We start from the raw sequence: 24,121 nt of genomic DNA, 5'->3' as shown, positions 1-24,121 counted from the left end.
GGCATCGGCAGATCCCTTCTACCGGTTGGTGAGCGCGGCGACGCGGGCGCTATCGCAGCGCGGCCACGTCGGCGACGACGACCAACTCGTCACCGGCCGGGCCGCGACGGGTGTCGCGGTGAGAGAATCCGTGCGTGCTGAAGAACTCGGTGGCGCCGGGACTGTCGGCGGGGACGGTCGCGCGAAGGGTTCCGACGCCGCGTTCGGTCACCGACGACGCGACGCGCGCGAGCAGTTCGGTCGCCACGCCCTCCCCCGCGTGGTTCGGGTGGACCCACAGCGCGAGCAGTTCGGCTTCCAGATCGCCCGCGCCGGCGTCGCCGCGCGCTTGGTTCGATCCCGGTTCGTCGGACGCCCCCTCCGCGTCAGGGTGGGCGATGGCGACGCCCACCGGTCCGTCCTCGTCCTCCATCAGGAACGACCACTCGGCCTCCGCGGCGGCCTCGCGGACGCCGGCGGCGGACACGTTGAGAAGGGGAGCTCCGATGTCGTCGAAGACGGTCGCCTCGCGGGCTCGCGAGACTGCCGTCCGCAGCGCCTCCGCGTCGTCGGGCCGCGCCGCCCGGACATGCATATACGACCGTGGGTAAAGAAGTCACCTATAGGTTTCGGGACGAGAACGTTTCACGGGGAATAACGGGCGAGAATACCCAAACCGATCAGCTCCGTCGGGGGTCCGCGTCTGACAACTGCCTGTCCTTACGGATCGCCGTACGGTCTCCCGCGGCGCTCCCGATCAGGCGTCAGGCGACCGGCTCGATCCCGATCGTGATCGCGACGCCTTCGACCTCCCACTCCTCGACGAGGCCGCCGTCGACGTTTGCGGCGTCGCTCGGGTCGTCGAGCCACGTATCGGCGCGCACCTCGCCGGCGATCAGGTCGGCGTGGTCGTCGACGAAGCCGGAGATCCGGTCGTCGTCGACGGCGACGCCGACGCGGATCCGAGCCTCCACGTCCAGATCGAGATCCTTGCGCATCTCCTGTACGCGGCGGATCACGTCGCGGGCGTATCCCTCGGACTCGATCTCCGGAGTGAGAGAGGTGTCGACGTAGACGGCGCCGCCGTCGAAGTCGGCGCCGGAGACGTGCTCCGGCGGCTCGGCGACGTACTCGACCATCTCGTCGTCGAGGTCGACGGGCTCGCCGTCGACGGTCACCTCGCCGTTCTCGACCGCGGCGCGGGGCGCGCCCTGCACCGCTTCCATCACCTTCTGGGCGTCGGCGCCGAAGGCGGGGCCGATCGCGCCCATCTGCGGCTCGGCGGTCTCGACCAGCTCGTCGAAGGCGTCGGTGACGGTCACCTCGCGGGCGTTGACGCGCTCGGCGATCAGTTCCGAGAGGCGCTCGACCGCGGCGGTCACGCCCTCGTCGTCGCTCTCGACGACCACGCGCGGCACGGGCCAGCGGAGCTTCCGGCCGGCCTGCTGGCGGGCGTTCGCGGCGGCCTCCTCCACGTCGCGGAGGACGGCCATATCGTGCTCGAGATCCGGGTCGCGGAGGGTCTCGTCGGCTTCGGGGTAGTCGAGCTGGTGGACCGTCGTGGCCTCGCCGTCGAGCGTCTGGTACATGCGCTCCGTCATGTACGGCGCGATCGGCGCGAGCAGTCGGGTCGTCTCGTCGAGGACCGTCGCGAGCGTCGCGTAGGCGCCGCGCTTCGAGGCGGAGTCGGCCTCCTCCCACATGCGGTCGCGGACCGCCTTCACGTAGAACCGCGACACGTCCTGGGTGACGAACTCGATCACCGCGTTGACGGCGTCGCTGACGCGGTAGTCCTCCCACGCCGCCTCGACCTCCGTCTCCACCGACTGGAGCCGCGAGAGCACCCACTCGTCGACGAGTTCGAGGTCGCCGTCGTCGAGGTCGGCCTCGGCGGGGTCGTAGCCGTCGAGGTCCATGTACTCCAGCGGGAACCGGAACACGTTCCAGAGGATGTTGAGCTTGCCCTGGATCTCACCGAGCCCGTCCCACTCGAACGCGAGGTCGACGCCCTGCTGGTCGTGACTGAGCAGGTAGGTCCGCAGCGGATCGCGACCGGCGCGCTCGATCGCCTCCTCGGGCGTGACGATGTTGCCGACGGACTTGGACATCTTCCGCCCGTCCTCGTCGTTGGCGAACCCGTGCATGAGCACCTCTTCGTAGGGCACCTGATCCACCGCGGCGGTGCCCATCCCGAGCTGGGACCAGAACCAGCCGCGGGTCTGGTCGTGCGCCTCGACGATGAGGTCGGCGGGCCACAGCTCGTCGTGGGCCGCCTCGTCGCTCGGGTAGCCGAGCGTGCCCCACGAGGCGACCGAGGAGTCGAGCCACACGTCGAACACGTCCTCGACCCGGCGGTAGGCGGTCCCGTCCTCGACGATGGTCAGGTCGTCGACGGCGGGACGGTGGAGGTCGATCGTCTCGGGGTCGATGTCCTCCTCGACGCGCTCGGCGAGCTCTTCACGGGTGCCGATCACGATCATGTCGTCGTCGAGGTTCCCGGCGTCGGCGTCCTCCGGCACCCAGATCGGGATCGGGACGCCCCAGTAGCGCTGGCGGGAGACGTTCCAGTCGGGCGCGTCCTGGATGAAGTCGCGGAAGCGGTTGTCGCGGGCCCACTGGGGGTGCCACTCCGACTCCTCCATGTTGTCGAGGAGGTCGTCTTTCACGTCCGTGATCGAGATGAACCACTGGTCGGTGACCAGCTGGATGATGCCGGTGTCACAGCGCCAGCAGTGGCCGTAGCTGTGATCGACGGTGCCGTGCGCGAGCATGTGGCCGGCGGCGACCAGGTCGTCGACGATGTCGTCGTTGGCGTCGCGCACGAACTGGCCGGCGTACGCTCCGGCGGCCGCCGTGAACTCGCCGTTGGGGGCGACCGGACAGCGGATCTCGAGCCCGAGTTCGGTGCCGCGGTGGAAGTCCTCCTCCCCGTGGCCCGGCGCGGAGTGGACCAGGCCGGTGCGGTCGGCCTCCACGTAGTCGGCGGCGTACACCTGTCCGGCGCCCTCGAAGTCGGGGTAGTCGGCGACGTGGTCGGCGAGCGGGTGGTCGTACTCCCAGCCGACGAGCTCGTCGCCCGTCAGTTCGCCTTCGACCTCGTACTCCTCGTAACGCCCCTCTTGCAGCACGTCCTCGACGCACTCGGCGGCGACGTAGAGGAGCTCCTCCTCGCCGTCCCTCTCGGCGCGGACGGCGTTGTAGGTGAGCTCCTCGTCGACGGCGACGAAGGTGTTCGCGGGGATCGTCCACGGCGTCGTCGTCCAGATGACGAGGCTCCCCTCGCGGTCGGCGAGCGGGAACTTCACGTAGATGGAGGGGTCCTCGACGTCCTCGTACTCGACCTCGTTGTTGGCGAGCCCGGTCTCACACCGCGGGCACTGCGAGATGGAGCGTTTCCCCTGTTCGACGAGCCCGTTGTCGGCGACCTCGGAGAACGCCCACCACGTCGCCTCCATGTACTCGGGGCTGATCGTCTCGTAGGGGTCGTCCCAGTCCATCCACACGCCGATGGATTTGAAGTCCTCGTCCATCGCCGCGCGGTTTCGCAGGGCGAACTCCTTGCACTTCTCGATGAACGACTCCATGCCGTACTCCTCGATGTCCCGCTTGTTCTCGAAGCCGAGCTCCTCCTCGACTTTCACCTCGATCGGGAGCCCGTGCATGTCGTACCCCGGGCGGTCGGTGACGCGGTGCCCCGTCATCCGCTTGTGGCGGATGATCGCGTCCTTCAGCGTCTTGTTCCACGCCGTGCCGAGGTGCATCTGTCCGGAGGTGTACGGCGGGCCGTCGACGAAGAAGAAGGGCGGGTCGTCGGCGTGCGCCTCCTTCGCCGACTCGTAGGCGTCGGTGTCGTCCCAGTACTCGTCGACCCCGGACTCCACGTCCGCGGGCGTGTACTGGTCGTCGATCTCGTCCATATCCGTTGGTCTGCGCGCGCGTATTTGAATACGGCGGACTCTGCGCCGACCGTCCCCATCGGCGACGCGCGACTCGCGTCAGCGGTCCGCGGCCGGCGTCGTCCGCCCGGTCATCGTGCGGATCTCGAACTCGGCGATGGTGATATCGACGGCTTCGATCGCCTCGTCGAACACGCGGATCGGCGTAAATCGACGGTTGATCTCGGCGGTGTCGAAGCGCTCGCGCTCGGCCTCGGACAGCTCCGCGAGGTGCCCGGTGACGACGACGCTCCACGAGTCGAGCTCCTGCGGTTCGTCGGTCGGCTCCGTGTCGTGGACGACGTAGCAGGCGGTTTCGGTCGCGTCCCAGAAGGCTCGCTTCGTGCTCTCGTCGCGTAGTCCGAGGCGGAAGTAGAGCTTCTCGCCGTCGTAGTAGTGCGCCAGCGGAAGCGCGTACGCGTCGTTATCCCGAGCGAGCGACAGGACGCCGGAGTCCGCCGTGCGTAGGCGTTCGGCGGCCTCGTCGTCGTCCATCCCGCGAGTGTACGCGTAGTGAACGTGTTCCATACGTGACGTTCGTCCGGCGTCGGCTTAACTCCCACAGCGGTCGGCGACGCCGCCCGGCGAGTCCGGCCTCGTGGCCCCTTCGGAACAGGGCCCTTCCCTCGCGGACGTGAACGTGGGCCGTGTCCCTCCGACAGCTCGCGCGCGAGAACCTCGGCTGGGCGCTCGTGGCACGGAGGCCCGACCGGGACCCGGAGCGGTCGACGCCGCCGGACGGGGACGACGAGCGGAACCGCCGCGAGCGCGAGGCGGAGGCGCGGAGCGGCGGATACGGCGGGATCGGCGGCGGATAGCGGGATTTTTCGTCCGAACCGCCGCTGCCGCCACGCTTTACAGATCGGCGGCGAGAGGGGACCGTATGGAGTATCGACGACTCGGCAACACGGGACTCAGCGTCTCCGAGCTCTGCTTCGGGACGTGGCGCTTCGGGCGAGAGACGAACGGCGTCGTGGAGACGGGGCGCGAGGAGGCCCACGAACTGCTCGACGCGGCGGCGGACCGCGGGATCAACTTCATCGACACCGCCAACGTGTACGGGACGCCGAACGGGAAAAGCGAGGAGTACATCGGCGAGTGGCTCGCCGACCGCGACCGCGAGGACTACGTGATCGCCTCGAAGGTGTACTTCCCGTTCGACGGGCGCGGCGAGCCCGGCCCCAACGACTCGGGACTGGGGCGAAAGCACGTTCGCGCGCAGGTCGAGGGGACCCTCGACCGGCTCGACACGGAGTACCTCGACGTGTACTACATCCACCGCTGGGACGAGGAGACGCCGATCGAGGAGACGATGCGTGTCCTCGACGAGCTCGTCTCGGAGGGGAAGGTGCACTACCTCGGCGCCTCGACGATGGCGGCGTGGCAGCTGACGAAGGCGCTGTGGACCGCCGACGCCAACGACTACGCGCGCTTCGACGTGGTCCAGCCGCTCCACCACGCCGGCTACTACGAGGACGTGGAGGGGTACCTCGACGTCTGCGCCGACCAGGACCTCGCGGTGTGTCCGTACTCCCCGCTCGCGGGCGGGTTCCTCACCGGGAAGTACGAGCGCGCGGACCCGGAGGACCCGGAGCAGGTGATCGCCCCGGACGGCTCGCGGGCGAGCTTCGACGACCGGTTCGAGCGCTTCTACCTCTCGGAGCGCGGCTGGCAGGTGCTCGACGCGGTGCGCGAGGTCGCCGACGAGCTCGACGCGACGCCCGCCCAGACCGCGCTCGCGTGGCTCACGGAGTGGGACGAGTTCACCTGCGTCCCCATCGTCGGCGCGCGCACGCCCGACCAGCTCGCGGAAAACGTCGCCGCCACCGATCTCGACCTCTCTGACGGGCAGTGGGACCGGATCATGGACGCCCGCTACGCCCCGGACGGGAACCTTTGGGGGCACTGAGCGGTCGCCCCCTCGACTCCGGCCTCTCGCACGGCGCTACTCGTCGAAGTCGGGGAGGTCGTCCGGCGCTTCGAACTCGGCCTCCCAGTCGATGTACTCCTGTTTCAGCGTCTCGCACACGATCTGCCCGAGCTCGGTGAGCCCCGCGTTGATCGCCGAGACGGTGCCCCACGAGTCCAGGTCGGGGTGGAGGTCGCGCTCCTTCCAGTCCTCGGGGAGTCCGGGGGCGTGGTACCCCACTCGGTCGGCGAAGTCGTCCCAGAAGAAGTCGAACCGGGAGACCAGATCGAGGTCGAGCGCGATCCGCCAGTCCGCCTCGTCCATGTCGCTGCCGGCGGCCCACTCCTCGAACGCCTCCTCCCACGCGCCTTCGCGCAGGAACGCCTCCAGCTCGTCGCGGCGGTACTCCCCGCCCGCGACCTCCGCGTCCTCGTACTCGTTGGGGTCCACGGCGGCGAGCTCGGGCGGCTCCGGCGGGTCGACATCGAGGGTCATGTGCCTCCCTCCGCGCCGGCGACCCAAAACGCTACGGGAGCACGCCGGCGGACGCCGCCGCACGCCGACGACTCGCCGCGATCCGGTCCTTTTACCGCCGTCCCCTCCCGAGCCACGACCATGGAGCTCCGCGACATCTCGCGCCGGGCGGGAATCGCCGCCGGCGTCGTCACCGTGATCGCGCTCGGCGCGCCGTACGCGGTCGTGTCGGGCGGCGAGTACGCGTCCCAGCTCGCCGGCTACTACGCCTCCGGCCCGCTCGGCGGCGCCGGCGTCGCCCTGTTCGCGCTGCTCGGCGCGGTCGTCGTCGCCTCCGTCGAGCGCGGCAACCTCGATCCGGGGACGCTCGCCGGCGTCGCGGTGATGCTCGGCGTCGCGACGACGCTGAGCGCGGCGCTGTGGGCCGCGGCGGTCGAGCCCACCACGATGTTCGCCGAACACCGCTGGCTGGAGTGGCACGCTCGCGCCGTGGTCGTTCTCTCGGTCCTGATGCCGGTGTCCGCCGCGGTGTACGCCCGCGAACTGCTGGCGTAGGGGCCCGGTCTCCGACCGGCTGTCCGGCGAACGAAAGGCCCTTAAGGTGGTGCCGTGTACCTCGAAGTGGACTAGGTCGGGCGGTTAGGCCCCGCTCGTCACCCGTGAGGTAGTCTTTAGCGGGGACCGAACAGCGGGCGCGTCCGGTCTGACCGGCGCGGGCCCCGAGAGCCAACGTGGAAGCCTCGTCCGCCGGGGACAGCGGTCCGCGGCGTCCGCTCGCAGGAGCGGTCCGTCGCGGTTCGTCGGCGACACTGGGTCAGGCGCGGAAGCGAGCAGCCCACCGCCGGACGCCCGTCGCTCGTCGGGTCGCGGGGTGGAGAAGGCAACCGGGATACCCCGCGCCGGAACGCCGGGCAACCCCGCCTGTCCGCCATTCATATCCGTTTTCACACCCGTTAGCGGCCGCGCTCCCGCTCGACCGGGTTATCGATCCGCTGCGTCGTTCCCGTCGCACTCGCGTACCGCGTCGAGCAGTTCGCTATCGCCGAATCCGTCGTCGATACGCGCGATCCGGTCGCCGGCCGCCAACACCGCCGCGTTCGCGCCCGCTTCGGAATTCGCCTCCGTCTCTCCCCGTTCCCCGCTCCCGGCTGCGACCGTCACGTCGGCCTCCTCGGCGAGAGCGACCGCTTCGGCCCGCCGCTCGGCAGGGACCGCCGCGAACGGGGGCGCCGTCACCGCCGTCGCGCCCGCGTCGGTCGCGACGCCCGCCGCGGCGTCGCCCTCGGGGACGACCCCGACGGAGACGGCGTGGCCCGCGGCGGCCAGCCGCGCGACCGCTCGCGCCGCCGATCGGCCGCTTCCGACGACGTGGACGCGGCGCGGTTCGCGGGCGTCGGTCGACTCACGGGCGTCGGTCGATTCGGCTCCACCGCTCTCGCCGGCTCCGTCGAGCGCGTCGAACGCGGTGACCGTCGGCGTCCCGGTCGACGGGTTCGCCCCGACGAACGCCTCGGCGTCGAACGCGTCCCGGAGGGTCCCTGCCGTCAACACGTCCGCCGGGGGCCCGGCGGCCCGGACGCCGCCGTTCGCGAGGACGACGATCTCGTCGCAGTACCGCGCGGCCACGTCGAGGTCGTGGATCGCCGCGAGCGCGGCGCGCCCCCCGTCGACGAGACCCCTAACGAGTTCGAGGGTCCGGACCGCGTGGTTCACGTCGAGGCTCGCCGTCGGCTCGTCGAGCAGCAGCGACGGGGTCTCCTGTGCCAGCGCCCGCGCGAGCAGGACCCGCTGGCGCTCGCCGCCGGAGACCTCGGTGATCGCCCGGTCCGCGAAGCGCGCGACCCCGGCCGCGTCCATGGCCTCGCGGACCGCCCGATCGTCGGCCGGCCCGTGACCGTCGAACCGGCCGAGGTGCGGCGTGCGCCCCATCTCGACGATCTGTCGGACGCGGAAGTCGAAGGCGAGGCTCGTCTCCTGCGGGACGCTGGCGACCCGGCGTCCGGCCTCCCGCGGGGACAGCGAGTCGGCGGGGTCGCCGTCGAGCCGGACCTCGCCGGCGTCGGGCGAGAGCGTCCCCTTGATCGCCCGAAGGACCGTCGTCTTCCCCGCGCCGTTCGGGCCGACGAGCCCCACGAGCGACCCGCGCTCGACCCGGAGATCGACGCCCGAGACGACCGGGACATCGCCGAAGGCGACCGACAGGTCACGGACCTCGATCGGTGGGGCCTCGGCGTCGTCGGGCGTGCGGGACGCCCCATCGCCGACGGTGGGGGAGTCGGCGGTCACAGCTCGTGCACCTCCCGGGTCACGAGCAGGTAGACGAAGAAGGGCGCGCCCACGGCGGCGGTGACGATCCCGACGGGGAGCTCCGTGCTCCCGGCCCGCGCCACGGTGTCGGCCGCGACGAGGAACGACCCGCCAGCGAGCGCGGCGCTCGGGAGCAGGACGCGGTGGTCGGGGCCGACGACCAGCCGGAGCATGTGCGGAACGATCAGGCCCACGAAGCCGATGACCCCCGCGAACGCGACGCCCGCGGCCGTGATCAGCGCCGAGGCGCCGAGCAGGATCCGCTTCGTGCGCTCGACCGCGATACCGAGCCCCTGGGCCTCCTCTTCGCCCAGCAGCATGACGTTGAGGTCGCGCGCGTACACCAGGAGGACGCAGAACAGCGGCGGGACGACGACCGCGGTGACGGCGACGTCGCTCCACCCGGCGCCGGAGAGGTGGCCCATCAGCCACGCGACGATCCGCCGGAGCGACTCGCCGGCCTGCAGCTGGAGGTACGAGATGACCGCGCCGAGGAACGTCTGCACGGCGACGCCGGCGAGGAGGAGGGTCGCGACCGGCGTCCGGCCGTGCCGCGTCGCGATGGCGTACACGCCGAAGGCGGCGGCGAGCGCGCCGACGAACGCGAAGAGGCTCACCCCCGCGCCGTGCGAGAGCGCCACGTCGACCGAGCCGACCAGCGGGAGCACCAGGGTCGCCGACAGCGCGGTGGGGAACACGATGAACGCGACCGCACCGACCGCGGCGCCCGAAGACACGCCGATGATCGACGGGTCGGCCATCGGGTTGCGGAAGAACCCCTGCATCACCGTTCCGGCGGCCGCGAGCGCGAACCCCACGAGCGCGGCCATGAGGATCCGCGGGAGCCGGACGCCGACGACGATCTGCTGGTGCACGCGGTCGACGGGGAACGCGAACGGCGACCGGTACACGAGGTCCACCCCCGGAAGCGTAAGCGTCCCGGCGCCCTGGGCGGTCGTCTCCACGCCGGTCGGAACGACGAGCGCGTTCAACACCGCTTTCACCACCGCCGTGGGCGGAACGCGGACGGGACCGATCGCGGCGCTCACCACGGCCACGAGGGCCAGCGTCGCCGCTAACGCCGCCGACCAGCCCGCGGCTCGCCCCCAGGCACTCATTCGTTCTCCAACAAAACTTGTAGTAGGTAAATACTTATTGAACGAGCGCCGTCGTCGACGCGATGCGAGACAGGCACGTCATCGTGATGGCCCTGCTCGTGACGACCGCCCTTCTGGGCGGCGTCGCGGGCCCGGTCGCGGGCGCACAGCCGACGACGGAGCCGACGCCGACCGTCGACTCCCCGAGCGACGGTCCGAGCGTCTCCCAGACGGACGACGCGTGCGGGTTCCCGCTGGAGATCACGGACGCCACGGGGACGACGGTCACGCTCGACGAGCGACCCGAGCGGATCACGACGACGAACCCGTCGGCCGCCCAGACGCTCTGGGAGATCGGCGCGCAGGACCGCGTCGTCGGCGTGACGCAGTACGCCGCCTACCTCGACGGGGCCAGCGAGCGGGCGAACGTCTCGGCCGAGGGGTTCGGCGTCAGCGTCGAGCGCGTCGTCGGCACCGAACCGGACCTCGTGCTCGTCCCGAACGCGTCGTCGGCGAGCACGGCAGAGACCCTCCGCGAGCAGAACCTCACGGTGTACCACTTCGCCGCGGCGACCTCGGTCGATGACATCGCGGCGAAGACGGAGACGACCGGGCGGCTCGTCGGCAACTGCGAGGCCGCCGCCGAGACGAACGCGGAGATGAACCAGGCGGTCGCGGACGCCGAGAACCGCACCGCCGACCTCGACCGCCCCGCCGCGCTGTATCCGCTCGGTGACGGCTACGTCGCCGCGAACAACACGTTCATCAACTCCATCATGGCGGTCGGCGGCGTGGACAACGTCGCCGCCGCCGAGGGCGACGGCTACCCCCAGCTCTCGAGCGAGGTCATCCTCCAGACCGATCCCGAGATCGTCCTCGTCACCGACCCCGAGGCGTCGATCCTCGACGAGGAGCCGTACGCCAGCACGACCGCGGGGCTCGAGGACAACTACGTCGTGATGAACGTGAACTACCTCAATCAGCCCGCCCCGCGGAGCGTCATCGAGTCGACGAGAACGCTCGCGACCGCGGTCGAGGAGCTGCAGACGGGGGGCGAGGGAGCGATCGACGGCGACGATGAGACGACTGACGGTGACGACGGCGACGACGGAACAAGAGACAGCGACGACGGAACGTCAGGCGGCGATGACGGAACGACCGACGGTGACGACGGCTCGGAGAGCCAAGCGCCCGGGTTCGGCGTCGTGGCGGCTCTGACCGCGGCGCTCGCTGCGGCGCTGATCGCGCGTCGACCGTAGGCGACCTTCGCCCCCTCCAGCGGATCGTTGCCCGCGGCGTGCCCCTTCTCCCGCCGCTACTGGTTCGCCGACCGCGCGTCGAGCGCGACCGGGATCGAGCGCGCGGCCACGTCGCCCGCGAACGCCTCGCCGTCCGCCGCCAGCTGTTCGAAGGTGTCGTAGTGGATCGGAACGACCAGATCCGGGTCCATCGCGTCGGCCAGCTCGGCGGCGGCGCCGCGGTCGGAGACGATCCCGCCGCCCCCGATGTTCGCGAGGAAGACGGACACGTCGAGCTCCGCGAACCCCTCGAACGCGTCGGAGTCCCCCGGCCAGAAGACGGTGCGGTCGCCGAGCCCGAGGAGGAACCCGCAGCCGAGTCCCGGCGGGTGCATGACCGAGCCGTCCGGTCCGGCGTTGGGTCCTTCGGGATCGTTGTACGCGGCGACCGACCAGACGGCGACCTCGCCGGCCTGGGTCGCCACGTCGACGCGCGCCTCGTCGTCGACTCGGATCACGTCGTACTCCTCGGCCAGCGACTCGACCGGCTCCACGTCGCGATCGATCCCCGCGGCGTCGACCGCCTCGTAGATCACGATCGTCGCGTCCTCACGCGCCACGGACCGGATCCCCTCGGGGTCGTAGTGGTGGTCGTGGGTGACGACGACGAGGTCGCCGTCGCGGGCCCAGTAGTCGTCGAGGACGCCGTATCGACCGGGGTCCGTGTAGGCGACGGGGCCGCCCTCGGGCTCCAGTCTCGCCGTCGCGTACCCGAGCCACTCGACCGAGAAGTCGTCGTAATGGACCGTCATGCGCGGGCCTCCGGACGCGGGCGCCTTGAGGGTGGCTATCGCCCTCGCGTCGCCGCTCGCCGGACGCCGGGACGCTCGCCTCTCGACGCGGCCCCGACCGCTACTCGGCGTCTCCGGCGAGGCGCGCGACGCGCTCCAGCGAGTCGGCGTCGGCGACGGATTTGTCCTCCCGGACGCCGACGAACCGCGGGAACCGCAGGGCGTATCCCGACGAGTAGGTGGGGGAGGTCTGGATCTCCTCGTAGCCGACTTCGAGGACCACATCGGGTCGGATCTCGATCTCGGTCCCGGCCTCGCTCACCACGTGCGGCTCCAGCCGCTCGGTGAGGTCGGCGAGCGCCTCGTCCGTGAGCCCGGTCGCGACCTTGCCGATCGTGTCGAGCTCGTCGTCGCCCGCCCGCACGCCGAGCAGGAACGTCCCGAACAGCTCCGCGCGGCGCCCCTCGCCCCACTCCGCGCCGATCACGACGGCGTCGAGCGTCTCCACGTCGGGTTTGCGCTTCAGCCAGTCTTGCCCCCGATCGCCGGGCGTGTACGCCGACTCGGGGTTCTTCAGCATCACGCCCTCGTGGCCCGCGTCGAGCGCGGCCGCCTCCGCCGCCTCGACCGCCGCCGGGTCGTCCGCGAACTCGACGCTCGCGGCCGCGTCGGGGAGGACCGCGCGGAGCCGGTCGTGGCGGACCCGGAGTGGCTCGTCGAGCAGGTCCGCGCCGTCCGCGTGGAGGCAGTCGAACGCGTGGAGCCGGAGGCCGACCTCCTCGCGCATCCGGTCCACGTCGTGTTTTCGGCGGAAGCGCCGCAACACCTCCTGAAACGGGAGCGGGTCGCCGTCGTCGTCGACGGCGACGACCTCGCCGTCGAGAATGACCGGGTCCGAGACGCGCGCTTCGACGTACTCGACGATCTCCGGGAGCGCGTCGGTCACGTCGTCCATGTTCCGCGAGTAGATCCACGGGCCGAGCCCGGGGCCGCCGGCAGCGTCGCCGCCGTCGCCACCGACCCCCGGGACGTAGTGGATCTGCACCCGCGCGCCGTCGAACTTGGTCTCGACGGCGACCTCGCCGAACGCCTCGACCGCGTCGGTCGCGGTCCCCGCCTGCGCGAGCATCGCCTGTACCGGCCGACCGACTTCCAGCCCCTCGGCGCGCAGGCCGGCGATCCCCTCATCGCGGGCGAGGACCGCGACGCGGCCGTAGTCGTTGGTCACCTGCAGCGCGCGCTCGGCGGCCGCGACGGCCTCGTCGTCGGCGCGGAGGGTCGGGGCGTCGTCGCTGTCGGCGCCGTCAACCGCCGCGTCGCCGTCGGCGTGCACGTCACCCTCGGCTTCGTCCGCCAGAAAGGCTTCGGCGATCGCGTCGCGGACGGCTCCCTCGCCGACGCCGAGCCGCATCTCCCCGAGCACTAGCCGCGCGAGCAACTTCGCCTCGGCGGGTTCACACCTGTTGAACAGCCCGAACAGCGCGTCGCGCTTCCGGGACTCGCTGCCGTCGCCGGCGGCGGCCGCCAGCTCGCGCAGCGCCGCGTCGACGCCCGCGACGGTGAGCCGATCGCGCCCCTCGCCGAAGGCGGCGAGCCCGCGCTGGCCGCCGAACTCGAAGCCGGCGGCGACCGCGCCGATCTCGCCGGCCTCGGCCAGCCGGTCCTCCACGTCGGCCGCGGTCACGTTCGGCCCGGCGGCGCGGGCGATCGCCTCGCGACACAGGGCCGGCCCCACGTCGAGCGTCCGAGTGTCGTGCGCGGGGAAGACGCGACCGAGCAGGAACCGGGTGACGGTCGCGAGGTCGTCGCTGTCGCCGGTCCCATCTCCGCCGGGGCCCCCGACGCCGCCGGCGGTCGCGAGCAGGTCGGCGACGAGCCGGGTCGTCTCGATGTCGCCGGGCTCGGCCGCCAGCGCCTCCGCTCGGTCGCCGAACGCTGCGAACTCCATACCCCGAGTCGGCGATCGCTCGGCAAAAGCGCCCCGATACGGGCCGGTCTCGACGACGGGGGACCGCGAGCGACCGCGGGCCGCCGACGCCGCGTGGCGACCGGTCCCACGCCGCCGATCGGGCGCAGACCTTTTTACCGGGCGGAGTCGTCGACCGTCCCATGAGCACCGAGTCCGCCCTCGCCGACGGTGTCCGTGAGGCGCTCGCGGTCGACCCCGAGGAGTTCGACGCCCGCGCCGAGGAGGAGGCGGAGGTCGTCAAGCAGGCGCTCCGCGACGGCGCCTTCGACAACCACCAGTCGATCGTCGGCTTCGAGTACGAGTTCTACGCGGTCGCCGACGGGCGGTGGAGCGAGGAGTCGCGCGCAGGCGAGTACGCCCTGATGCGGGTCCCTCGTCGGCTGCTGGAGCTGATGGGGTTCGAGAAGGAGCTCGGGCTCCACAACGCCGAGATGTCGACGAGCCCGCAGCCGCTGTCGGACCACGGGCTCCGGGCGCAGCTCGCGGAGGTCCGGGCGCGGCTGGAGGCCGCGGAGAACACCGCGGGCGTCGAGGGGATGCGGCTCGTTTCGGACGGCCTCTGGACGATCCCGCCGGCCGGGGAGACGGCCCGCGGGTACCTCACCGACAGCGTCGACGTCGACGGGGTCACCGTCGCCGTCAACATGAGCGACGCGGTCCGGTACCACGCGATGGCGAACGCGGGCACAGAGGGGCGACACGGGACGGTCGTCGAGGCGCCGGGGGTGTCGCTCGCGGCGGACACGGTGATGCCCGAGAGCCTCATCACGTCGATCCAGCCGCACTACCAGGTCGCGCAGGCCGAGACGCTGCCGCGGCACTTCCGGTACGCGCTCCGGATCGCCGGCCCCCTGCTCGCGCTCGGGGTCAACTCGCCGCTCTTCCCGCCGGACCTGTACGACGACGGGTGGGACGGTGAGCGCGTCCTCGCGGAGGGTGCGACGGAGAACCGGATCCACGTGTTCGAGTCGGTGCTCAACGCACGCACCGACGGGAGGAAGGTCCGGTTCCCGCGGGAGTTCCACGACGTCGAGACCGCCGTCGACCGGGTCACCGCCGACGAGACGCTGATCCCGATGCCGGAACCCGACGGCACCGACCGGTTCGACGACGAGTTCGCGACGTTCCGGACGAAACACGGCAGCTACTGGCGGTGGGTCCGCCCCGTCTTCGAGGGCGCGAGCCGGTCGAGCGCCAACGCCCGGATCGAGTTTCGCCCGATCCCCGGGCAACCCACCGTCCGCGACTCGATCGCGTTCCAGGCGGCGTTCGCCGGGCTCATGCAGGCGCTCCCCCAGCGGGAGCACCCCGTCATCGGGCTCGACTGGGGGACCGCCCGCGACAACTTCTACGCCGCGGTCGCCGACGGGCTCGGCGCGGAGATCGAGTGGATCGGCCTCGACGGCGAGCGCACGACCGACACCGACGCGCTGTACGCGGACCTCCTCGACCACGCCGAGGCGGGCCTCCGGACGGCGGGCTGCCCCGAGGAGGAGGCGGCCGCGTGGCTCGCCCCGCTCCGGTGGCGAGTGGCGAACCGGACGACGCCGGCGAGTTGGAAGCGCGACCGTGTCCGCGAGCGCCTCGACGCCGGCGACGACTTCGACACCGCGGTCCACGACACCCAGCGCGAGTACATCGACCGGCAGGCCGAGACGCTCATCGAGGGCGGCTTTTCGGCGTGGCTGAACGGGGAGTGAGGCAGCCGCTGGGGTGACCGGAGAGTGGGGCAACTCCGGCGACTGGGGCGACCGCAGACCGCGCGCTGACCGCGCGCCGGCTTCGTCCGGAACGAAACGAACGTCTATTCCGTTTATTTACCCGGTTCCGAAACCACATCACGCCGATCGCCTCCGTGTGTGTATAATGTGTATAAGGACGAACCAACCCGTTGATGTCGTGCGATTTTCCGTATCGACGCTCGAACGTCGAGCGCGCTCAGCCGGGCCGTTTTTGCAGTCGGCACAAGTGTTAAGTTCTCCACCGTGCTTCTGTCAGTCGATGACAGACATCACGGAGGCTTCGTCGGACACCCCGGCGGATCGAGTTCTTCCAGGGCACGATAGCTTCTAACATCGATATCGGTCCTGTACGGATCTTCGACACGACGTTACGAGACGGTGAACAGTCACCGCGCACGTCGTTCAGCTACGACGAGAAACGCCGCATAGCGGCGACGCTGGACGACATGAACACCCACGTCATCGAGGCGGGGTTCCCGGTGAACTCGGACGCGGAGTTCGAGGCAGTGAGCGACATCGCCGCCGCGACGGACACCACCGTCTGCGGGCTGGCGCGGGTCGTCGAGGGCGACATCGACGCCGCCATCGACTCCGGCGTCGAGATGGTCCACGTGTTCGTCTCGACCAGCGACGTACAGCTGGAAGATTCGATGCACGCGACCCGGCAGGAGGCGAAACAGCGCGCGGTCGACGCCGTCGAGCAGGTGAAAGACGCCGGCGTCGAATGCATGTTCTCGCCGATGGACGCGACGCGGACCGACCCCGACTACCTGCGCGAGATCGTCGAGGCGGTCAGCGACGCGGGCACCGACTGGATCAACATCCCGGACACGTGCGGGGTCGCGATGCCGACCAGCTTCGGGAAGACGGTGAAGGCGGTCGTCGAGGCGACCGACGCCCGCGTCGACGTGCACACCCACGACGACTTCGGGATGGCCGCGGCGAACGCGGTCACCGGCTTCGAGAACGGCGCGGAGCAGGCGCAGGTGTCGGTCAACGGGATCGGCGAGCGCGCCGGCAACGCCGCCTACGAGGAGGTCGTGATGGCCGTCGAGTCGGTGTACGGCGTCGACACCGGGATCGACACGACCCAGATCACCAAGCTGGCGCGGATCGTCGAGGAGGCCTCGGACATCCCGGTGCCGGCGAACAAACCCGTCACCGGGCGGAACGCGTTCGCCCACGAGTCGGGCATCCACGCCGCCGGCGTCATCGAGAACGCCGACACGTTCGAGACCGGCGTGATGACCCCGGAGATGGTCGGAGCCGAACGCGAGTTCGTGCTCGGGAAACACACCGGCACCCACAGCGTGCGCAAGCACCTGGTGGAGGCCGGCTTCGACCCGAGCGACAGCGAGGTCCGGCGCATCACCAAGCGCGTCAAGGAGTACGGCTCCGGCAAGCGGCAGGTGACCGCCGGCGACGTCGAGCGGTTCGCCGAGGAGGCGGACGTCGACCGCGAGGAGGAGGTCCGGGTCTGATGGCCGCCTCCCTGCGCGGGGAGCCCGCCGAGCGACGGCCGTACGGGCGCGCGGACGGGATCGCCCCCGCCCGGAGCCGGTCTGCCGGTTCCGTTCCCCGACAGGGATTTATACCCCGGACGCGTTGGTCGAGCCGAGATGCGACGGCGCTTCCAGACCCCGACGACCGCCGATGTCGCCGGAGCCGTCGCGCCGATCATTGTAGGGGTATAACCCCCTACATCACCCTTTCCTCACCGACGCCACGCATCGACGAACGCCACCGAGCGAGCCAGTTCTCGTCCGGCGACTCGGCGTTCGGACCGACCCACTCTCACACCCGCGAGATGCACCACCGAACACCACCACGACAATGAGCGACACAGCAGCACAGCCACGAGAGGACGACGCGGACGAATCCGCCGAGACCGGCACCGACGATCCGAACGACGCCGACGGTCCCGCCGCGGGACCGGTGTCGACCGGCACCGACGATCCGAACGACGCCGACGGTCCCGCCGCGGGACCGGTGTCGACCGGCGCAGAGTCGGTCGTCGCCGCGCTGGAGGCCGCCGGCGCAGAGACTGCCTTCGGCGTTCAGGGCGGCGCGATCATGCCCGTCTACGACGCGCTGTACGACTCCTCGATCCGCCACGTGACGATGGCCCACGAGCAGGGCGCGGCGCACGCCGCCGACGCCTACGGCGTCGTCGCCGGCGAGCCGGGCCTCTGTCTGGCGACCTCGGGGCCGGGGGCGACGAACCTCGTCACCGGCATCGCCGACGCCGACATGGACTCCGACGCGATGTTGGCGCTGACCGGACAGGTGCCCACCGAGTTCGTCGGTAACGACGCGTTCCAGGAGACCGACACGGTCGGCGTCACCCGCCCGATCACGAAGCACAACTACTTCGCGGACGGCGCGGACTCCGTCGGCGACACCGTCGGCGAGGCGTTCGAGCTGTCGCGCGCCGGGCGGCCCGGCCCGACGCTCGTCGACCTCCCGAAGGACGTGACGCAGGACGAGACCGACGAGACGCCCGGACCGGCGACCCCGCCGGCCGGCACCGACCCCGACCCGAACGCCGACCCCGACGCGGTCGAGGAGGCCGCCCGCGCGATCGAGGCGGCCGACCGACCCGTGTGCCTGTTCGGCGGCGGCGTGATCAAGGCCGACGCGAGCGACGCCGCGCGCACCTTCGCGCGGACGTACGGCATCCCGGTGACGACGACGATGCCCGGCATCGGCTCGTTCCCCGAGGACGACGACCTCTGTCTCTCGTGGGCCGGGATGCACGGCACCGGCTACGCCAACATGGCGATCACTCACACCGACTGCCTGATCGCGGTCGGCACCCGGTTCGACGACCGGCTGACGGGCGGGATCGACACGTTCGCGCCGGAGGCCGAGGTCGTCCACGTCGACATCGATCCCGCCGAGATCTCGAAGAACGTCTTCGCCGACTACCCGCTGATCGGCGACGCCGGGCGCGTCCTCGACCAGCTGACCGCGGCGGTCCGCGAGGCGCCGGACGCCGAGGCGTGGCGCGATCGCTGTGCGGAGTGGAAGGAGACGTACCCGCTCACGTACGCAACGCCGGACGACGAGCCGCTGAAGCCGCAGTTCGTCGTCGAGGCGTTCGACGAGGCGACCGACGACGACACCATCGTGACGACCGGCGTGGGGCAACACCAGATGTGGGCATCGCAGTTCTGGACGTACACGGAGCCCCGGACGTGGGTCTCCTCGCACGGGCTCGGCACCATGGGCTACGGCGTGCCCGCCGCCGTCGGCGCGCGCGTCGCGGCCGACACGATGGGCGAGCCCGACCGCGACGTGGTGTGTTTCGACGGCGACGGCTCCTTCCTGATGACGATGCAGGGGCTGTCGGTGGCCGTCCGCGAGGACCTCGACATCACGATCGCCGTGCTCAACAACGAGTACATCGGCATGGTGCGCCAGTGGCAGGACGCCTTCTACGAGGGCCGTCACATGGCCTCCGACTACACGTGGATGCCCGAGTTCGACAAGCTCGCGGAGGCGTTCGGCGCCTTGGGCCTCCGCGTCGACGACTACGACGAGGTCGCGCCGGCGGTCGAGGAGGCCCTCGACTACGACGGCCCGGCCGTGATCGACTTCCACATCGACCCGGAGGAGAACGTGCTGCCGATGGTGCCGAGCGGCGGTGCGAACGGGAAGTTCGCCACCACGGAGGACCAGCTATGAGCGGGGACGCATCCGAATCCCGGCCCGCACCCAGCGAACAGCCCGGCCCCGAGGAGCGCGACCACCCCGACGGGCGCCGGAACCTCGAAGGGATCCGCATCGACCCCGTCGTCGAGGCGGAACACGAGTCGCGCCGCGCCGTCATCTCGGCGCTGGTGGAGGACGAACCGGGCGTGCTCGCGCGCGTCTCCGGACTCGTCTCCCGCCGCCAGTTCAACATCGAGAGCCTCACCGTCGGCCCGACGACCGTGGACGGTCACTCCCGGATCACGATGGTCGTCGAGGAGACGGACCCCGGCATCGACCAGATCGAAAAGCAGATGGCGAAGCTGAAGCCGGTCATCTCCGTCGGCGAGGTCGCCGGCGACGCGGTCACCTCGGAGCTCGTCCTGCTGAAGGTCGAGGCCGACGACCCGGCCGCGGTCCACGCGGTCGCCGAGATGTACGACGGCCGGACGGTCGACGCCGGTCCGGAGACGATCACCGTCGAACTCACCGGCGACAACGCCAGCATCGACAACGCGATCGGCGCCTTCGAGCGGTTCGGCATCGTCGAGATCGCGCGCACCGGGCCGACCGCCCTCGCACGCGGCAACACGCCGACGGCGCCCGGAGAGAAGCCCGGAACGGCCGGCGAACCGACGACGCACGACGACTGACACGCGAACGCACGCATACACACACGATTCACATGACTGAAGACGACACACAGACGTTCGACTCGACCGTATACTACGACGAAGACGCCGACGAGGAGGCGATCGCTCACAAGACCGTAGCCGTGCTCGGCTACGGCTCGCAGGGCCACGCGCACGCTCAGAACCTCTCCGAGAGCGGCGTCGACGTGATCGTCGGCCTCCGAGAGGACAGCTCTTCCCGAAGCGCCGCCGAGAGCGACGGGCTCCGCGTCGAGACCCCCGCGGACGCCGTCGCCGAGGCCGACATCGTCAGCGTGCTCGTACCCGACACGGTCCAGCCGGACGTGTACGAGAACGCCATCGAGCCGAATCTGGAGGCGGGCGACACGCTCCAGTTCGCGCACGGGTTCAACATCCACTACAACCAGATCCAGCCGCCCGAAGACGTCGACGTGACGATGGTCGCGCCGAAGTCGCCGGGCCACCTCGTCCGCCGCAACTACGAGAACGACGAGGGGACGCCCGGTCTGCTGGCGGTGTATCAGGACGCGACCGGGGACGCCCACGACCAGGGGCTCGCGTACGCGGCCGCCATCGGCTGTACCCGCGCCGGCGTCGTCGAGACGTCGTTCCGCGAGGAGACCGAGACCGACCTGTTCGGCGAGCAGGCCGTCCTCTGCGGCGGCGTCACCTCGCTCGTGAAGCAGGGGTACGAGACGCTGGTCGACGCCGGCTACTCCCCGGAGATGGCCTACTTCGAGTGTCTCAACGAGCTCAAGCTCATCGTCGACCTGATGTACGAGGGCGGGCTCGGCGAGATGTGGGACTCCGTCTCCGACACCGCCGAGTACGGCGGGCTCACGCAGGGCGACGTGGTCGTCGACGAGCACGCCCGCGAGAACATGGAAGAAGTCTTAGAGAAGGTCCAGAACGGCGAGTTCGCCCGCGAGTGGATCGCGGAGAACCAGGCGGGACGCCCCTCCTACACCCAGCTCCGGACCGCGGAGAAGAACCACGAGATCGAGGCCGTCGGCGAGGAGCTGCGCGGCCTGTTCGCGTGGCAGGAGGGCGAAGAAGACGAGGAAGAGAGTGCCGAGGTGACCGCCTGATGGGCGTACGCGGCGGCGAGAACCGGACGGACGGGACCGTGCGGTCGACGCGCCACGCAGGTGTGTGCCGATGAGCGAGGGAACGCTGTACGACAAGGTGTGGGACCGGCACAAGGTGACTCGGCTGCCCACCGGGCAGGACCAGCTGTTCGTCGGGCTCCACCTCGTCCACGAGGTCACCAGCCCGCAGGCGTTCGGCATGCTGCAGGAGCGCGGGCAGGAGGTCGCGTTCCCGGAGCGCACGCACGCGACGGTCGACCACATCGTGCCGACCGGCAACCGCGATCGCCCCTACCGCGACGACGCGGCCGAGAGCATGATGGCGGAGCTGGAGGAGAACGTCCGGGACTCCGGCATCGACTTCTCCGATCCGGACTCCGGCGATCAGGGGATCGTCCACGTCATCGGGCCGGAGCAGGGACTCACCCAGCCGGGGATGACGATCGTCTGCGGCGACTCGCACACGTCGACGCACGGCGCGTTCGGCGCGCTGGCGTTCGGCATCGGCACGTCGCAGATCCGCGACGTGCTGGCGACGGGCTGTGTCGCCATGGAGAAACAGAAGGTCCGCAAGATCGAGGTCACGGGCGAGCTCGGCGAGGGCGTCACCGCGAAGGACGTCATCCTGACGATCATCGGGAAGCTCGGGACCGACGGCGGCGTCGGCTACGTGTACGAGTACGCCGGCGAGGCCATCGAGGACCTGGGGATGGAGGGGCGGATGTCCATCTGTAACATGTCGATCGAGGGCGGCGCCCGCGCGGGCTACGTCAACCCCGACGAGACCACCTACGAGTGGCTGAAAGGGACGGACGCCTTCGCCGACGATCCCGAGGAGTTCGAGCGGCTGAAGCCCTACTGGGAGTCGATCCGGACCGACGACGACGCGGAGTACGACGACGTCGTCACCATCGACGGCTCGGCGATCGAGCCGACGGTGACGTGGGGGACCACGCCCGGCCAGACCGCGGGCATCACCGAGCCGATCCCGGACCCCGACGACCTCCCCGAGGAGGACCGCGACACGGCGCGACGCGCGCAGAAGCACATGCGCGTCGAGCCCGGCGACACGATGGAGGGGTACGACATCGACGTGGCGTTCCTCGGCTCGTGTACCAACGCGCGGCTGAAGGACCTCCGCGAGGCCGCGGCGTTCGTCGAGGGACGCGAGGTCGCCGACGACGTGCGCGCGATGGTCGTCCCCGGCAGCCAGCGCGTCCGCGACGCCGCGGAGGCCGAGGGGCTCGACGAGGTGTTCAAGGAGGCCGGCTTCGACTGGCGCGAACCCGGCTGTTCGATGTGTCTCGGCATGAACGACGACCAGCTCGAGGGCGACGAGGCGAGCGCCTCCTCGTCGAACCGGAACTTCGTCGGCCGGCAGGGCTCGAAGGACGGGCGCACGGTGCTGATGAGTCCGATCATGGTCGCGGCCGCGGCGGTGACCGGCGAGGTCACCGACGTCCGCGAGATGGAGGAGGTGGCGACCGTATGAGCTCGCCCGAGTTCAGCGCCGGCGAGGCGCCGGCGGAGAAGGTCACCGAGGTCTCCGGCACCGGGATCCCGGTCCGGGGCAACGACATCGACACCGACCAGATCATCCCGGCGCGGTTCATGAAGGTCGTCACCTTCGACGGGCTGGGCCAGTTCTCCTTCTTCGACCAGCGGTTCGACGACGACGACAACGAGAAGGACCACCCGTTCAACGAGGAACAGTACCGGGGCGCGAACGTGTTGGTCGTCAACGCCAACTTCGGCTGCGGCTCCTCGCGCGAACACGCCCCGCAGGCGCTGATGCGCTGGGGGATCGACGCGGTCGTGGGCGAGTCGTTCGCGGAGATTTTCGCGGGGAACTGCCTCGCGCTCGGGGTACCGACCGTCACGGCCGACCAGGATGACATCGAGGCGCTCCAGGACTACGTCGAGGCCAATCCCGACGCCGAGGTCGACATCGACGTGGCCGCGGAGACGATCACCTACGACGACACCGTGATCGACGCGGAGGTTCACGACGCGCAGCGGAAGGCGCTCGTCGAGGGCGTCTGGGACACCACGGCGCTGATGGGTGCGAACGAGGAAGCGGTCCGCGAGACCGCCCGGTCGCTGCCGTACGTCCCGGCCGAACACGTCGCGGAGGACGAGGCGTGAGCCGCGAGGTCGTCGTCATCGAGGGCGACGGGATCGGCCGCGAGGTCATCCCCGCCGCCGTCGAGGTGCTGGAGGCGCTTCCCGTCGACTTCGAGTTCGTCGAGGCGGACGCGGGCGACGCGACCAAAGAGGCGACCGGCGAGGCGCTCCCGGCGGAGACGTACGACCTCGCCGCGGACGCGGACGCGACGCTGTTCGGCGCGGCCGGCGAGACCGCCGCCGACGTGATCCTTCCGCTCCGGGACGCCGTGAACTCGTTCGTCAACGTCCGGCCCGCCAGGGCCTACCCCGGCGTCGACGCGGTCCGACCGGAGACGGACGTGGTCTTCCTCCGCGAGAACACCGAGGGCGTCTACTCGGGCCACGAGGACCGACTCTCGGACGACCTCTCGACGCTGACGCGGGTCGTCACCTCCTCGGCCTCCCGCGAACTGGCCGAGTACGCCTGCGAGTTCGTCGAAGACGGCCGAGGCCCCGCCGGCGACCCCGACGAGGGGTTCACCGTCGCGCACAAGGCCAACGTGATGCGCGAGACGGACGGCCGCTTCCGCGAGGAGGTGCTCGCGGTCGCCGAGGAGCGCGGCGTCGACGCCGACGAGGAGCTGATGGACGCGTTCGCCACGAAGCTCCCGCTCGACCCGAGCCAGTACGGCGTGATCGTCTGTCCGAACCTCGCGGGCGACGTGCTCTCCGATCTGGCGGCCGGTCTCGTCGGCGGGCTCGGCCTGCTCCCCTCGGCGAACGTCGGCCACGACAACGCGCTGTTCGAGCCGGTTCACGGCACCGCGCCCGACATCGCCGGCGAGGGGATCGCCAACCCGACCGCGACGATCCTCTCCGCGGCCATGCTGCTGGAGTACCTCGGTCACGCCGAGGAGGGCCAGCGGGTGCGTGCCGCCGTGGAGGGCGTGCTCTCCGACGGTCCGCGCACCGGCGACCTCGGCGGCGACGCGACGACCGACGAGGTCACCGCGGCGATCGTCGACCGGCTGTAGGCGTCGCCCGCCGCGTTCGATGCGAGCCGGCCGTGCTGTCGCTTCGGCGTGCGATCGAGCGCCCGACGTTCGACGGTGTGCGACCGAGACCCGCGGACCGCGGGCG

The 24,121-nt window shown here is 70.8% G+C and carries 20 protein-coding genes and 1 other RNA gene; 13 read left to right on the top strand and 8 right to left on the bottom strand.

Annotated features, from left to right (window positions below; all coding sequences use genetic code 11):
- Positions 1-49: 49 nt before the first annotated feature.
- From ACT4MF_RS01310 to ACT4MF_RS01300, 3 genes are all read right to left on the bottom strand, one after another.
- Positions 50-574, bottom strand: coding sequence for a GNAT family N-acetyltransferase (locus ACT4MF_RS01310; protein ID WP_444681494.1), 525 nt, complete (start codon positions 572-574; stop codon positions 50-52).
- Positions 575-743: 169 nt separating this feature from the next.
- Positions 744-3,896 carry an isoleucine--tRNA ligase gene (gene ileS, locus ACT4MF_RS01305; RefSeq protein WP_444681493.1) on the bottom strand — a complete coding sequence of 1,051 codons (3,153 nt, stop codon included), beginning with the start codon at positions 3,894-3,896 and terminating at the stop codon, positions 744-746.
- Between the two features lie 78 nt (positions 3,897-3,974).
- Positions 3,975-4,442, bottom strand: a complete 468-nt coding sequence (locus tag ACT4MF_RS01300; protein WP_444681492.1) for a pyridoxamine 5'-phosphate oxidase family protein — start codon at positions 4,440-4,442, stop codon at positions 3,975-3,977.
- 119 nt (positions 4,443-4,561) lie between these two features.
- Between ACT4MF_RS01300 and ACT4MF_RS01295 the strand changes: the two genes are divergently transcribed.
- On the top strand, positions 4,562-4,732 hold the full coding sequence (locus tag ACT4MF_RS01295; protein ID WP_180271741.1) for a hypothetical protein: 171 nt from the start codon (positions 4,562-4,564) through the stop codon (positions 4,730-4,732).
- Positions 4,733-4,797: 65 nt separating this feature from the next.
- Positions 4,798-5,823 carry an aldo/keto reductase gene (locus ACT4MF_RS01290; protein WP_444681491.1) on the top strand — a complete coding sequence of 342 codons (1,026 nt, stop codon included), beginning with the start codon at positions 4,798-4,800 and terminating at the stop codon, positions 5,821-5,823.
- A 36-nt stretch (positions 5,824-5,859) separates the two neighbouring features.
- On the opposite strand, the gene ACT4MF_RS01285 is transcribed toward ACT4MF_RS01290, so the two are convergent.
- Positions 5,860-6,318: a DUF7992 family protein gene (locus tag ACT4MF_RS01285; protein ID WP_444681490.1), complete on the bottom strand. Its 459-nt coding sequence runs from the start codon at positions 6,316-6,318 to the stop codon at positions 5,860-5,862.
- Between the two features lie 120 nt (positions 6,319-6,438).
- On the opposite strand from ACT4MF_RS01285, the gene ACT4MF_RS01280 reads away from it, so the two are divergent.
- Together ACT4MF_RS01280 and ffs are read left to right on the top strand one after the other, a co-directional pair.
- A complete protein-coding gene (locus ACT4MF_RS01280) occupies positions 6,439-6,852 on the top strand; it encodes a DUF7548 family protein (protein WP_099255034.1) in 414 nt (137 codons plus the stop codon).
- 64 nt (positions 6,853-6,916) lie between these two features.
- Positions 6,917-7,228, top strand: an RNA gene (gene ffs / locus ACT4MF_RS01275) — signal recognition particle sRNA.
- Between the two features lie 50 nt (positions 7,229-7,278).
- On the opposite strand, the gene ACT4MF_RS01270 is transcribed toward ffs, so the two are convergent.
- Both ACT4MF_RS01270 and btuC read right to left on the bottom strand, forming a co-directional pair.
- The gene (locus ACT4MF_RS01270) at positions 7,279-8,583 is read right to left on the bottom strand and encodes an ATP-binding cassette domain-containing protein (protein ID WP_444681489.1); all 1,305 of its coding nucleotides are present in this window, start codon (positions 8,581-8,583) and stop codon (positions 7,279-7,281) included.
- Positions 8,580-9,722 carry a vitamin B12 ABC transporter permease BtuC gene (btuC, locus tag ACT4MF_RS01265; RefSeq protein WP_099255032.1) on the bottom strand — a complete coding sequence of 381 codons (1,143 nt, stop codon included), beginning with the start codon at positions 9,720-9,722 and terminating at the stop codon, positions 8,580-8,582. The genes ACT4MF_RS01270 and btuC overlap by 4 nt, the downstream gene beginning before the upstream one ends.
- A gap of 62 nt (positions 9,723-9,784) precedes the next feature.
- Between btuC and ACT4MF_RS01260 the strand changes: the two genes are divergently transcribed.
- Positions 9,785-10,960 (top strand): PGF-CTERM-anchored ABC transporter substrate-binding protein, encoded by a 1,176-nt coding sequence (locus ACT4MF_RS01260; protein WP_444681488.1) that lies wholly within the window; start codon positions 9,785-9,787, stop codon positions 10,958-10,960.
- 56 nt (positions 10,961-11,016) lie between these two features.
- On the opposite strand, the gene ACT4MF_RS01255 is transcribed toward ACT4MF_RS01260, so the two are convergent.
- Positions 11,017-11,751: an MBL fold metallo-hydrolase gene (locus ACT4MF_RS01255; protein WP_444681487.1), complete on the bottom strand. Its 735-nt coding sequence runs from the start codon at positions 11,749-11,751 to the stop codon at positions 11,017-11,019.
- Positions 11,752-11,851: 100 nt separating this feature from the next.
- Positions 11,852-13,678 carry an ATP-dependent DNA ligase LigA gene (ligA, locus tag ACT4MF_RS01250; protein WP_444681486.1) on the bottom strand — a complete coding sequence of 609 codons (1,827 nt, stop codon included), beginning with the start codon at positions 13,676-13,678 and terminating at the stop codon, positions 11,852-11,854.
- A gap of 161 nt (positions 13,679-13,839) precedes the next feature.
- Here ligA and ACT4MF_RS01245 point away from each other — a divergent pair, with 161 nt between their 5' ends.
- The 8 genes from ACT4MF_RS01245 to ACT4MF_RS01210 all read left to right on the top strand — a co-directional run bounded on the left by ACT4MF_RS01245 (position 13,840) and on the right by ACT4MF_RS01210 (position 24,015).
- A complete protein-coding gene (locus ACT4MF_RS01245) occupies positions 13,840-15,399 on the top strand; it encodes a glutamate-cysteine ligase family protein (RefSeq protein ID WP_099255028.1) in 1,560 nt (519 codons plus the stop codon).
- Between the two features lie 341 nt (positions 15,400-15,740).
- The gene (locus ACT4MF_RS01240; RefSeq protein ID WP_444681576.1) at positions 15,741-16,922 is read left to right on the top strand and encodes a LeuA family protein; all 1,182 of its coding nucleotides are present in this window, start codon (positions 15,741-15,743) and stop codon (positions 16,920-16,922) included.
- A 352-nt stretch (positions 16,923-17,274) separates the two neighbouring features.
- Complete coding sequence (gene ilvB / locus ACT4MF_RS01235) at positions 17,275-19,128, top strand: biosynthetic-type acetolactate synthase large subunit (protein ID WP_444681485.1); 1,854 nt, start codon at positions 17,275-17,277, stop codon at positions 19,126-19,128.
- The gene (gene ilvN, locus ACT4MF_RS01230; protein ID WP_099255026.1) at positions 19,125-19,787 is read left to right on the top strand and encodes an acetolactate synthase small subunit; all 663 of its coding nucleotides are present in this window, start codon (positions 19,125-19,127) and stop codon (positions 19,785-19,787) included. Before ilvB ends, ilvN begins: the two co-directional genes overlap by 4 nt.
- A 32-nt stretch (positions 19,788-19,819) precedes the next feature.
- Entirely contained in the window at positions 19,820-20,875 is a 1,056-nt protein-coding gene (gene ilvC / locus ACT4MF_RS01225; protein WP_444681484.1) for a ketol-acid reductoisomerase, read from the top strand.
- 70 nt (positions 20,876-20,945) lie between these two features.
- The gene (gene leuC / locus ACT4MF_RS01220) at positions 20,946-22,367 is read left to right on the top strand and encodes a 3-isopropylmalate dehydratase large subunit (RefSeq protein ID WP_099255024.1); all 1,422 of its coding nucleotides are present in this window, start codon (positions 20,946-20,948) and stop codon (positions 22,365-22,367) included.
- Positions 22,364-23,020, top strand: a complete 657-nt coding sequence (gene leuD, locus ACT4MF_RS01215) for a 3-isopropylmalate dehydratase small subunit (RefSeq protein WP_099255023.1) — start codon at positions 22,364-22,366, stop codon at positions 23,018-23,020. Before leuC ends, leuD begins: the two co-directional genes overlap by 4 nt.
- A complete protein-coding gene (locus tag ACT4MF_RS01210) occupies positions 23,017-24,015 on the top strand; it encodes an isocitrate/isopropylmalate dehydrogenase family protein (RefSeq protein WP_444681483.1) in 999 nt (332 codons plus the stop codon). Before leuD ends, ACT4MF_RS01210 begins: the two co-directional genes overlap by 4 nt.
- The last annotated feature ends 106 nt before the right edge of the window (positions 24,016-24,121 follow it).

The organism is Halorubrum sp. FL23 (assembly GCF_052439115.2).
In the GTDB taxonomy this organism is placed as follows: domain Archaea; phylum Halobacteriota; class Halobacteria; order Halobacteriales; family Haloferacaceae; genus Halorubrum; species Halorubrum persicum.
Note: the sequence above shows the minus strand (reverse complement) of the source record. Positions and strands in the feature narration are given on the sequence as shown.